The organism is Methylorubrum podarium (assembly GCF_022179745.1).
GTDB classification, from domain to species: domain Bacteria; phylum Pseudomonadota; class Alphaproteobacteria; order Rhizobiales; family Beijerinckiaceae; genus Methylobacterium; species Methylobacterium podarium.
The window spans coordinates 1-11,723 of record NZ_BPRD01000351.1; the positions used below are offsets into that span (position 1 = coordinate 1).

The 11,723-nt window shown below is 72.3% G+C and carries 8 protein-coding genes; 5 read left to right on the forward strand and 3 right to left on the reverse strand.

Annotated elements, in window-relative coordinates; translation table 11 throughout:
- A partial coding sequence (locus MFF42_RS17305; RefSeq protein ID WP_238256854.1) for a GAF domain-containing protein occupies positions 1–2,590 on the forward strand: 2,590 nt, incomplete at its 5' end.
- A gap of 73 nt (positions 2,591–2,663) precedes the next feature.
- Here MFF42_RS17305 and MFF42_RS17310 read toward each other — a convergent pair.
- Together MFF42_RS17310 and MFF42_RS17315 are read right to left on the reverse strand one after the other, a co-directional pair.
- Positions 2,664–5,900 (reverse strand): autotransporter family protein, encoded by a 3,237-nt coding sequence (locus tag MFF42_RS17310; RefSeq protein WP_238256855.1) that lies wholly within the window; start codon positions 5,898–5,900, stop codon positions 2,664–2,666.
- 504 nt (positions 5,901–6,404) lie between these two features.
- Complete coding sequence (locus MFF42_RS17315) at positions 6,405–7,640, reverse strand: amidase (RefSeq protein WP_238256856.1); 1,236 nt, start codon at positions 7,638–7,640, stop codon at positions 6,405–6,407.
- Positions 7,641–7,754: 114 nt separating this feature from the next.
- On the opposite strand from MFF42_RS17315, the gene MFF42_RS17320 reads away from it, so the two are divergent.
- The 3 genes from MFF42_RS17320 to MFF42_RS17330 all read left to right on the forward strand — a co-directional run bounded on the left by MFF42_RS17320 (position 7,755) and on the right by MFF42_RS17330 (position 10,178).
- The gene (locus MFF42_RS17320) at positions 7,755–8,744 is read left to right on the forward strand and encodes an extensin-like domain-containing protein (RefSeq protein WP_238256857.1); all 990 of its coding nucleotides are present in this window, start codon (positions 7,755–7,757) and stop codon (positions 8,742–8,744) included.
- A 179-nt stretch (positions 8,745–8,923) separates the two neighbouring features.
- Positions 8,924–9,391 (forward strand): hypothetical protein, encoded by a 468-nt coding sequence (locus tag MFF42_RS17325; RefSeq protein ID WP_096484048.1) that lies wholly within the window; start codon positions 8,924–8,926, stop codon positions 9,389–9,391.
- A gap of 112 nt (positions 9,392–9,503) precedes the next feature.
- Entirely contained in the window at positions 9,504–10,178 is a 675-nt protein-coding gene (locus MFF42_RS17330; protein WP_238256858.1) for a ribonuclease T2 family protein, read from the forward strand.
- Between the two features lie 10 nt (positions 10,179–10,188).
- Here the strand turns inward: MFF42_RS17330 and MFF42_RS17335 are convergent, their stop codons facing one another.
- Positions 10,189–11,370: a glycosyltransferase family 61 protein gene (locus tag MFF42_RS17335; RefSeq protein WP_238256859.1), complete on the reverse strand. Its 1,182-nt coding sequence runs from the start codon at positions 11,368–11,370 to the stop codon at positions 10,189–10,191.
- An 83-nt stretch (positions 11,371–11,453) separates the two neighbouring features.
- On the opposite strand from MFF42_RS17335, the gene rlmJ reads away from it, so the two are divergent.
- Positions 11,454–11,723: 23S rRNA (adenine(2030)-N(6))-methyltransferase RlmJ (rlmJ, locus tag MFF42_RS17340; RefSeq protein WP_238256860.1), on the forward strand; the 270-nt coding region annotated here is incomplete at its 3' end.

Genomic DNA, 11,723 nt, shown 5'->3' on the forward strand with positions numbered 1-11,723 from the left:
CCGTTCCGCCCTGGCGGCGGTCCGGATCGCGGCCTGCCTCGGGGCACCGCTCATCAAGAACGGCAGCCTCATCGGTACCCTCTGCGTCACGCACGCGACCCCGCGGAGCTGGACGGAGACCGACGTCGGGCTGGTGCGCGACGTGGCCGAGCGGATCTGGTCCGCCGTCCAGCGCGGCCGGGCGGAAGCGGACATCCGGCGCAAGAACGCGGTGCTCGAAGGGATCAACCGCATCTTCCGCGAGGCGCTGACCGCCCGCACCGAGGAGGAACTCGGACGCGCCTGCCTCGCGGTCGCCGAGGACGTGACGCAGAGCGCCTTCAGCTTCATGGGAGAGGTCAACCCCGCGACCGGCCGGTTCAACGAACTCTCCATCAGCGATCGCGGCTGGCAGCACTTCGCCGTGGACGACCCCGCCTACCCGAAGGGGGTGGCCCCGAAGGGTCTCAAGATCCACGGCCTCTACGGCCGCGTGCTGAAGGACGGGAAGAGCCTCATCGCCAACGATCCGCAGACGCATCCCGACCGGATCGGCACGCCGGAGGGGCATCCGCCGCTCAAGGCCTTTCTCGGCGTGCCGCTGAAGCGGGAGGATCGAACCATCGGCATGATCGGCCTCGGCAACCGGGAGGGCGGCTTCCGCGCGGAGGATCTGGAGGCCGCCGAGGCGCTGGCTCCGGTCATCCTCCAGGTGCTGCTGAGCAAGCGGACGGCCGACACCCTGCGCGACAGCGAGGCGCGGTTCCGCAGCCTCACCGAACTCGTGCCGAGCTTTCTCTGGCACATGGATCCCGAAGGGAAGTCCACCGTCACGAACCAGCAATGGTGCGACTATACCGGCCAGACGCTGGAGGCGGCGCAGAATGGCGGCTGGCTGGCAACGCTCCATCCGGACGAAGTGGAGGAGACCTGGCGCGCCTTCGCCGACGCCCTCGCCACCGGGCGGACCCTGGAGCTACAGCACCGCATCCGCCGCCGGGACGGGACCTACCGCTGGTTCCTGATCCGCCACGCGCCGGCCCGCGACGCGGAGGGCCGGATCGGGCACTGGTTCGGTGCCGCCACCGACATCCACGACCAGTATCTCGCGGCCGAGAACCTGCGGGCGGAGGAGGCGCGCCAAGCCTTCCTGCTCGACCTCGCCGACCGGCTGCAGGGGCTGGCCGATCCGATGGCGACCCTGCGCGTCGCCGCCGAGGCGCTGGGGCCCCATCTCGCCCTCAGCCGGGCCGGCTACGCCCGCGTCTACGCCGACGGCGAGATGATCGAACGGCAGGTGCGCTACACCGCGGTGAACGAGCCGCTTCTCGGGCCGCTGCGCATCCGGGATTTCGATGAGAGCTTCCGCGATCGGCTGCACCGGGGGGAGACGATCATCGTGAACGACACCGCCCGCCTGCAAAATCCCGACTTCCACCGGAAAGTGGACATCGGCAGCCTCATGGCGGTCCCGCTGGTGCGCGACGGCCAGCTGCGCGCCCTGTTCTTCCTCAACGACCGCAAGCCCCGGGCCTGGTCGCGGGCCGAGGTGGCGCTGGCCGAGGACGTGGCCGCCCGAACCTGGGACGCGGCCGAGCGGGCGCAGGCCGAGGCGGAGTTGCGCGCCAGCGAGGCCCGGCAACGCGCCCTGGTCGAGGGCATGCCCCAGCTGGTCTGGCGGGCGGACCCGGACGGCGGCTGGAACTGGGCGAGCCCGCAATGGTCCGCCTATACCGGCCAGACCGAGGCCGAGAGCCGCGGCTTCGGCTGGCTCGCCGCGCTCCACCCCGACGACCGCGCCGCGGCGCAGGAGGCCTGGGAGGGGGCCGTCCCGGCCAGCGCCCTCACCGTCGAATACCGCATCCGCCAGGCCGCGGAAGACCGCTACCGCTGGTTCCAGACCCGGGCGCTGCCCGTGCGCGGGGAGGACGGCCTCGTCGAATGGCTCGGCACCTCCACCGACATCGACGACCTGCGCCGGCTTCAGGAGCAGCAGGGCGTGATGGTGGCCGAGCTGCAGCACCGCACCCGCAATCTCATCACGGTGGTGCGCTCGCTGGCCGAGCAGACCATGGCCGGAAGCGCCTCCATGGAGCTGTTCCGCAGCCGCTTCTATGACCGGCTCGCGGTGCTCTCGCGGGTGCAGGGGCTCCTCTCCCGCTCGACCCTCGAACCGATCACCCTGCACACGCTCATCAGCACCGAACTCGACGCCCTCGGCGCCTGGGAGGCGGCCGCGCGCATCTTCCTCGACGGCCCGTCCGTGCGCTTGCGCAAGGCGACGGTGCAGACCTTCGCCCTCGCCCTGCACGAGCTCGCCACCAACGCGCGCAAATACGGCGCCCTGGCGGTCGAGACGGGACAGCTGAGCGTGACGTGGCGGACCTACGCCGAGGGCGAGCGGACGCGGCTGACCCTGCACTGGCACGAGACCGGCCTGCGGCGCTCGGCCGAGGAGCAGGCGGTGCAGCGGTACGGCTTCGGCCGCGAACTGATCGAGAAGGCGCTGCCCTACGCGCTGGATGCGCGCACCTCCTACGCGCTGGACGAGACCACCCTGCGCTGTTCCATCGACCTGCCGCTGACCGAACGGAGCAGGCCGGGCCGGTAGCAATGCCGTGGATTCACGGACAACGGCCCGGATCGTCGATCCGGGCCGTTCGCCTTGCCGGTGCGGGCGGCGCTCACCAGCGGTAGGTGAAGCCTCCCTTCACCGCGTGGTCCTGGGCGCGGGCGCCCATCTGGCCCGTGTAGGAGACGCCGAGCGTGGCGTTGGCCGAGATCCGGAGATCGAGGCCGGCGCTCGCCACCAGGGCGTCGCGGTCGATCGGGATGCCCGCGGTCACGAAGGAGGCGCCGTTCTGGAAGGCCAGGAGCGCGGCCGGCACCACGTCGCCGAAGGCGCGGCGGTAGCCGACGAGGCCGTGGGCCGAGACCGGCGCACCGAAGCCGAGATCGAGCAGGGTCTGCGCGCGCACGCCCACGGTCGCCGTGCCGACATCGTTGCCCCGGCCGAGCCCGGTCAGGGCGGCGGCCCCGCCGGCCTCGACGAACCGGTCCTGGTCGATATGGACGTAGGCGCCCCCGACGAAGGGCTCGATGTAGGAGAGCGGCGCCGGCGCCACCCCGTTCGCGGACAGGACCGCGCCGGGCGCCGACAGGGCGAAGCGGTAGCCGAGTTCGCCGAAGCCCTGGATCGTCCGGCCGCCGTAGCGCGCCGTCTCGGTCTCGGAGAGGCCGGGCAGGGTCACGCTGCGGCGGGTGCGCAGGCTGTTGTCGGCGTAGACCGCGCCGAGGCGCAGGGCCACCGGCCCGAACTCGGTGCCGCCGTAGACGCCGCCGAAGGCGCTCTCGATCGTGCCGGATTGCAGGCGCCCGGTGGTGTCGAGGCTGGTATAGGTGTAGCCGCCGACCGCGCCGATCCGGAACCCGTTCTCCAGCCGCAGGTCGGCGCCGAGCGCGAAGCCGGCGGTCTGCCGGGTCAGCCCGGCGGCGTTGCCGTCGCCGCGGGCGTCGCCGAAGCTGCCGAAGCCCTGGCCCCACAGGCTGAACACCCGCGGATCGACGGTCGCCACCGCCATCGGCGCCGAGCGGCCCGGCAGGTCGGCGGTGAAGGTCGTCGGCACGGTGCCGGCGAGTGCCGGGGTGCCGCCGCGGCGAAGGCGGTCGAGCAGCGCCTCGCGGACGAAGTAGGCGGTCTCGAAGGCCGCCGAGGTCGTGCTGGCGTGGATGTCGCCGGTCAGCCCGGCGAAGGCGCCCTGCGCCTGCGCCGGGGTGTAGCCGACGACGCGGTCGTTGAGGGCCGACCCGGCCGAGGCGTCGAGGCCGGCGGCCGCCGCCGCCTCGTTGCGGGTGCGGGCGAAGGCCGTGAACGGCGTGCCGTTGCGGGCGATCGTCAGATCGACGGTGCTCCCGGTATAGGCGAGGTTGCCCGCCAGGAAGGCGTAGTTCGGTCCGCTCACGCCGTCGAACTGGCCCGTCACCGCGCTCGCGGTGAGGATGCTGTAGCGCCCGGTCGGGTTGACGATCCCGGCGAGCGGCGTGAACGCCACCGTGCCGCCGAGCGCCGCCTGGCCGGTCACGGCGATCCGGTCGGAGCTGCCGCCGGTTCCGGTGTCGATCTGCACCGTCGAGCCGGAGGCGAAGCGGGCATTGCCGGCCACCGTCAGCGTTCCGAGCGAACCGCCCTGGCCGCCGCCGGGGCTGACCGTGCCGCCGCCCTGAACGACGAGCCCGCCGACGGTGCCGGCACCGCCGAGCAGGCCGCCCGACGCGACGGTGGCGCGGCCGGCGATCGTGCCGTCGGCCACCAGCGTGCCGGTGTTGCCGACCGTGACGTCGGTGGCGACGCGGTCGCGGGGATCGAGCTGGAGCGTGCCCGTGACGTTCTGGAAGTAGGTCGAGGCCGCGTAGAGGTCGAGACGGCTCCAGTAGCTCAGCGGCGTGCCGTAGAAGGCGGCGAACGCATTGGTTTCCGTGTTGACGAGGATCTGGTTGATCGTGCCCGTCTGCAGGCTCGCGGTGAGGCCGCCGTTCGGGGCGATCTGCTGGGCCGCCGCGGTGCTGCCGCCGTAGACCGGGGCGAGCAGGATCGAGGCGTCGGGGCCGCCGGCGGGGGCGGCCTCGCGCGGCGCCTGGGCGAAGCTCAGGGTCGGCAGGCCGTAGGTCAGGCGCTGGCGGTAGAGCGCCGCGTTGGCATCGCTGGGAAGGTAGGGGTTGCCGGTGGTGTTGGCGGCGCTCGCGGCACAGGTCGCGACGGCGGCGCCGCACTGGGCGGCGAGGTAGCCCTGCAGTTCGGCCTGGGCGCGGGTGAACAGGTTCGGCAGGTTGATTGCCGTCCCCGTCGTCGCGGCGTTGTTGATGTAGGCCGGGTTGGTGAGGCTCTGGGCGACGTCGTAGGCCGAGAAGGCCCGCGAGGCGATGATGTCGAGCGGGTAGTGGACGCCCAGCACGATGCGGCTGTTGCCGTAATCCGCGGCCCGCAGCAGCATGTTCTGGTATTGCTGCGGCACCAGCATCGCGAGCAGGTAGCCGTCCGTGAAGGCGTACTGGGTGTGGCCGCTTGGGAAGGACGGGTTGGTGGCGATGCCGTTCAGCGCGCTCGGATCGAAGATGTTGTACTGGCTCGGCGCGACCTGGATCGGGCGCGACGATCCGTAGACGTCCTGGCCGGCCCCGGTGTTGCGCACGCCGTAGGCGAGGTCGAGCACGCTGTCGTAGCGGTTCGGCAGGGTTCCGGTCGTGCCGGCCGCGCCCGCGGGCGAGCCCGCGGGGATGGTGTAGGGGGCCGTCGGCAGCGTGGTGCCCGCCGGTGCCACGGCGGGCACCGGCACGTAGTTGGCGGGCGTCGTGCTGGGGTTGGTGGCCGCGCCGTTGGCGAAGTAGTTCTTCGCGACACCGAGATTGCCGCTGAGCACCGAGTAGGCCTGGTTCAGCAGGTTGAAGGTGTTGGTGAGCGGGCCGCTCGTCGCGTTGCTCGCCCGGATTCCGGTCTGGTAGATCGCGCCGAGCTGGGGCCCGAGGCCGCCGACCGGCTGGGACGGGTTGAGGCCGCCCGGGCTCTGGGCCGCCTGGAGCGGCAGGCCGCCCGCGAGGTTGTCCGCCGGTCCGAGATTGACCCGGCTGCCGTCGATCAGGGTGATCGTGGTCGTGAAGGCCGCGCTGCCCGGCAGCGCCTTGTCGCTGATCGCCCGCTGCTGATCGGCCAGCGAGGCGGCCTGGTTCTGCGCAATCCCCTGCGAGAGGTTGAGCTGGAGCGTCTGCTGGCCGACGGGCGTGCTGTTCAGGCTCAGGAACGGTGCGAGCAGGTTGAGCACGTTGATGTTGGCGGGGGTGGTGTTGACCGCCTGAGCCTGCGCCGCCGTCGCACCGAGGGTGCCGATGAGCAGAGCCGCGAGCGAGACGCTGTCCACGTAACGCATGGAAAGTCCTCCGGAAACCGAATCGGCCGAGCCGTCGGGCGGAGACTTGATCAAGCTGAGCCGTGGCGCGCGTTCATAATGGCGTCATATTAATCTTTGCGAATTTCGTTGTTATCCTGCAACACCTGAAAAATCGCGCATTTCGTCGGGATTAAGATTGAATTGCCGGCTTATCAATAGCTATGAAGTCTCGCGGGTGACCGGCTGGCGCGGCGCATGGTGGCTGATCCGGCTTCCGGTTGATCGCTCCGGTTCCTCCTCCGTCATCGCGAGGCGAAGCCATGGCGATCCAGGGCGCGCCCCTTCCGGAAAGGTCGCGATCTGGATCGCTTCGCTGACGCTCGCGATGACGGGATTGGGCGAAACCCGAAGTGATCAACCGACGACCGTATGCCCCCTGCACAGGAGCCGTGGCCCGATCGCGCGGGAGCAGGGCGCACCTTTAGGCGGCTGTTGCGACACGCGTCCTCGCGCCGAGCCGATATCGGCTTCGGCGAACGCGCGCTACGCCCGCCCGAGCGCCTCTTCGATCATCCGTGCGACGGCGAGCGCCCGGCCGTCGTCGCCGAAGCGGGCGATCACCTGGACGCCGAGGGGCAGGCCGTCGCCCGGCACCGGAACGGAGACGCAGGGCACGCCCATCAGGGTCCAGAGCCGGTTGAAGCGCGCATCTCCCGTCGAGCCGAGCCCCTTCGGCGCGCGGCCGACGCTGGAGACCGTGAGGATCGCGTCGACATCGGAGAACAGCTCCTTGAGGAGCCGGCGCGCCCGGTGCGCCTCGCGGCGGGCGGCGTCGTAATCGGCGGCGGTGAGATCCTGCGCCCGGTCGAGCTGGCCGCGCAGCACCGGCGGCAGGGCGTCGCGATGCTCGGCATATTCCCAGGCGAGCGCTTGGCGCGCCTCGAAATCCTGCACCGTCGGGTGGGCGGCCCAGGCCCGCGCGAAGGGCTCCGGCAGGACGAGATCGCGCACCGAGGCGCCGGCCCGCTCGGCGGCGCGGGCCGCCCGGTCGAGCGCCGCGAGGGCATCCGCGTCGGCGCTTCCCGCGAAATCCTGAAGGCAGAGGGCGAGGCGCGGGCGCTCCGGCGCGGGGGCCTCGATTCCCGGCCGCTCCGCGATCAGCGCCAGGGCGTGGGCGATGTCGGCGACGGAGGCGCCGAACAGGCCCACTGTATCGAGCGCCCAGGAGAAGGTCTTCACCCCCACCGTCGGCAGCAGCCGGAACGAGGGCTTGATCGCCGCGATCCCGCAGAAGGCCGCCGGGCGGATCACCGAGCCGCCGGTCTGGGTACCGAGCGCCAGCGGCAGCATCCCGGCGGCGACCGCGGCGGCCGAGCCCGAGGAGGAGCCGCCCGGCGTGTGGCCGGGATCGCGCGGGTTCACGGTAGCGGCGGGGTCGAGGCCGGCAAAGGCCGTGGTCGCGGTCTTGGCGAGCGGCACGGCGCCCAGCGCCCGCAGCCGCGACACCACCGCCGCGTCGGCCCGCGGCCGCCAGCCGGCATGGATGCTCGAACCGCATTCGGTCGCCATGTCGGCGGTGTCGATGATGTCCTTGATGCCGACCGCGATGCCGGCGAGCGGGCCGCGCTCGGGCACGGCCGCCGTCTCGGGGGCGGTGCGCAGCACGGCGCCGATGGCGGGGTCGCGGGCGGCGATCCGCTCGCGCGCCGCGCGCACCGCGTCCGCGGCCGAGAGGGTGCCGTCCGCAATGCGGGCGCGGATGTCGAGAAGCGAGATCATGCCCTTCCCAAGTCACGGCCCGTGCCGGATCTGTCAACAGCGCTCCACACGGGGGCCGATCCGCTCGCGCATCGTTAGCGGCTCGTTTACGCGACGGTGCGCATCGTCTCGTCCATGTGGCGTAAAGCGTTAGCGTTCTCGGCCCTGGTGCTGTTCGGCGCGGGGCTCACGGGCTGTGCGATCAACCGGTTCGAGCGCCGGGAGGCATGGCGCGACCAGGCCGAACAGATGTGCATCGCCCGCAAGCTGGTGCAGCCGACGGCCTATGTCTCCCTCGCCAAGGAGATCGACGGCCCCGGCCCCTGCGGCATGCAGCAGCCCTTCCGGGTCACGCGACTCGGCGGCGGCACGGTGGCGCTCAAGCAGCGGATGACGCTGGCCTGCCCGGCGCTGGCCGAGGCCGAGGCGTGGCTCGCCGACACGATCCAGCCCGCCGCCAACCTCTATTTCGGCGTGCCGGTGGCCGAGATCAACGCGGGCTCCTATTCCTGCCGCGGCCGCAACAACCAGGTCGGCGCCAAGCTCTCCGAGCATTCCTTCGGCAACGCCCTGGACATCATGTCCTTCACGCTGGCCGACGGCCACGTCGTCACCGTCAAGGGCGGCTGGCGCGGCACCGAGGCCGAGCAGGCCTTCCTGCGCGAGGTGTTCGTCGGGGCCTGCGCCCGGTTCTCGACGGTGCTGGCGCCGGGCTCCAACGTCTACCACTACGACCACATCCACGTGGATCTGGCCATGCACGACCCGCGCGGGTTGAAGCGGATCTGCAAGCCGCTGCTCAAGTTCGAGTCGCAGCTCGTCGCCGCCGACGGCTCGCCCCGCCCGATGGCCTCGCCTCGGCCGCCCGCACGCCAGACCCTGCCGTCCCAGGCGCCGATCGACGTCGAGGAGGACGATCCCTACGGCGTCGCGCCGACCTCGTCGCGCACCACCGGCACGCGCGTCGCCCGCGCCCCGGCCGCCCCCGCGCCGACGGCTTACGCCGCCGCGCCGGCCCCCAGCCGGCCGCGCTCCCCGGTTCCGGCACATGACGCCGCCTACGCGCCGCTGTCGCTGGCCGCGCCCCACGCCTCCGATCACGCTCCGGACGAGCCGATCTACTGAGCCCTCCGGGGTGTGCCCGGCGCACCCCAGGCCCGGCCAAAAACGGCGCCCGCGCCCGGTCCAAGCTTGACTTGGAGCGAGCGCGGCGCATCGTCTCTCGCCATCCGGTGCCCGCCGCGCCAGGCCCTGCTCGGGCCGAGGTCGCGCCGCGGCACCCTCAACAGGCGGATCAGAGCGGCATGCGCCCGAACCTTCCCCTCGCCGTCCTGGCGCTCGGCCTCTTCACGGCCTCCTCCGTGCTGCCGGCGCTGGCCCGCTCCGGCCGCGAGGAGATCTCGCCGGCCGAGGAGCAGACCTTCCCCTACGACGCCGACATTCCCGGCTGTCAGGACACCGACGTCCTCGAGAAGGTCTCGACCCAGTTCGCCGAGAAGGAGGCGAAGTTCTGGAACTCGTCGCTGACGATCGTCTCCTACGAGCGGATCGAGCGCACCGCCTGGCGGCCCTACGGCGTCGACTTCATCCCGCGCCGCTACTGCTCGGCGCTGGCCACGACCTCGGACGGGGTACGGCGCAAGGTCGACTACTCCGTGCGCGAGAGCCTCGGCATCATCGGCTCGACCTGGGGCGTCGATTTCTGCGTCCACGGCCTCGACCGCAACAACGCCTACGCCTACGCCACCGCCTGCCGGATGGCCCGGCCCTGATCGGGCGCGGGGAAACGCGCGGCGCATTCCCGGCACAAGCTTGCCCGGCACAAGCTTGACTTGCAGGCCCGGCGCGGCATCGTCCGGTGGTGTCCCGACCCGAGTCTCCGCGATGCCCCGTCTCCGCCGTCTCGCTGCCCTGGCCCTCGGCCTGACTCTGGCCTCCGGCGCGCAGGCGCAGGATTTCGGAGGGTTCCGACGCGGCGGCGAGCCGGGCAGCTTCGACTTCTACGTCCTGTCGCTGTCCTGGTCGCCGACCTATTGCGACGGCGAGGGCGCGCGCCGGGACCGCAACGGGCAATGCGCCCCGGGCCGCGGTCTCGGCTTCGTGGTGCACGGGCTCTGGCCGCAATACGAGCGCGGCTACCCCTCGAACTGCTCGGCGGTGGAGCGCCCGCTCACCCGCAACGCGGTGGAGGCCGCGGGCGAGGTCATGCCGAGCGAGGGGCTCGCCCGCCACGAGTGGCGCACCCACGGCACCTGCTCCGGCCTCGATCCGGTCGCCTATTTCAAGGCGGTGAAGGCCGCCCGCGAGGCGGTGACGATCCCCGACGCCTTCGTGAAGCCGCAGGGCGACCTGCGGGCCGCGCCGATCGAGATCGCGCGTCAGTTCGTGATGGCCAACAAGGGCCTGCGCCCGGACATGATGTCGGTGACCTGCCGCCGCGGGCAGTTGCAGGAGGTGCGGATCTGCTTCGCGAAGGATCTGCGCGGCTTCACCCCCTGCCCCGAGGTGGCGCGCCAGAACTGCCGGGCCGGCGAGGTGTCGGTCGACGCGGCGCGGTGAGGTGAGCGCGTCAGGCTCCGGCCCGGCCCGTCCAGCGTGACATCGTCCGCTCGAGGCGTCCCCGCAGGCGGAGGAGCCGCAGCCGTGCGGCCTGGCGACGCGTCCCCATCAGCCGGTCGAAGGCGAGCCCGAGGGTGAGGTCGGCGAGCTCGCAGGCCGAGGCGTTCAGATATTGATAGTGCTGCCCGCGGCCAGCCGCGAGGAGCAGGAACCAGGGCCGGAGCGTGCCGCCGCCGTCGAGATCGAGGTTCAGTTCCAGCACCCGCAGGCGGGGCGAGCCGAAGACGATGTTGCTCAGGCCCGCGCCGTGGGCCGCCACCACGTGCGTCGCCCCGGCGAACAGCCGGATCTGACCGGCCATGTCGAGGGCCTCCAGGCGGACCTTCTCGAAGCCGTGCCGGGCGAGAAGGCGGTCGAGGCTGCGGACGGCGTGCGGATCGAGGAGGCGCGTGTCGCGCACGCGCTCGATGAAGATGCGCCGCGGACCGCCCCGGCCCGGCGCGGGGGGCACGCTCCGGGCGAGGGTGTCGAAATAAGCGAGGGCCCCGTCGATCAGGTGGAGGGCGGCGGCCTGCCGGTGGTTCGGCCAGATGAGGTGAAGGTTGCGCGGGCGATAGAGACCGTCCGCGACGGGGCGGACGCGCGCGCCATCCGGATCCAGGGCGAGACACTGGTCGAGCATCGCCGGCCGGCCATCCGCCGCCGGAGCCGCCCGGCGGGCCGGGATGACCACCGCCGCCTCCGGCAGGTGCCGGCGGGCGAAGGGAAGCTTCGGCAGCGCCAGCGTGAGCAGGTGGTAGTGGTTGTCCCAGCCGCAATCGACGACCGTGACCCAGTCCTCCTCGATGTCGATCGCCTGCCGCAGCCGCTCCGCCGGGACGGTCGCGTCGCCGCGGGCGAACATCGCGGTCTCGGCCACCGGCCGCCCCTCGGCGGTGTGCGCGATCCCATCGACGCCGGGGCCGAACCAGACGGTGCCGCGGGGGAGCGTGATGACGTCGAGCTTGGGCGGCAGGGTTGTGCCGCGATGCGGAACCTGCTTCAGGAGGGCGGTCGGGTCCTGGCTGTCGAAGGAGGGCCGGAGGACCCGCTCCGGGTCCGGCGCCGGCCCGACGGCGATGGACCGGCGGTCGGTCAGATCGGTGACGCAGACGGGCGGCGCGGGACTCACCGGACCCGACCGGTCGCCCATCGTCCGACCCCTCGATACACGGAAGCTGCCACCATGGTCCGATCACGCCGAGACAACGATCGGACAGCGTCCCCGGCCGTCCGGTGAACTACCGCCACGCCTTCCACGCCGGCAATTTCGCGGACGTGCTCAAGCACCTCGTGCTCGTGCGCGTGCTAGCACACCTCGCCGCCAAGCCGAAGCCGTTCCGGGCCATCGACACCCATGCCGGCCTCGGCGTCTACGATCTCGAAGCGGAAGAGGCCGGGCGCACCGGGGAATGGCACGACGGCTTCGGCCGGCTCGACGCGCCGTTCGCGCCGGAGGTCGAGGCCCTGCTCGCCCCCTACCGGGCGGCGGTCGCGGCGGCGCGG

Bases quoted from the DNA above. Each gene is read 5' to 3' on its own strand.
- MFF42_RS17310 (WP_238256855.1), bottom strand. From the start codon at position 5,900: ATGCGTTACGTGGACAGCGTCTCGCTCGCGGCTCTGCTCATCGGCACC.
- MFF42_RS17315 (WP_238256856.1), bottom strand. From the start codon at position 7,640: ATGATCTCGCTTCTCGACATCCGCGCCCGCATTGCGGACGGCACCCTC.
- MFF42_RS17320 (WP_238256857.1), top strand. From the start codon at position 7,755: ATGTGGCGTAAAGCGTTAGCGTTCTCGGCCCTGGTGCTGTTCGGCGCG.
- MFF42_RS17325 (WP_096484048.1), top strand. From the start codon at position 8,924: ATGCGCCCGAACCTTCCCCTCGCCGTCCTGGCGCTCGGCCTCTTCACG.
- MFF42_RS17330 (WP_238256858.1), top strand. From the start codon at position 9,504: ATGCCCCGTCTCCGCCGTCTCGCTGCCCTGGCCCTCGGCCTGACTCTG.
- MFF42_RS17335 (WP_238256859.1), bottom strand. From the start codon at position 11,370: ATGGGCGACCGGTCGGGTCCGGTGAGTCCCGCGCCGCCCGTCTGCGTC.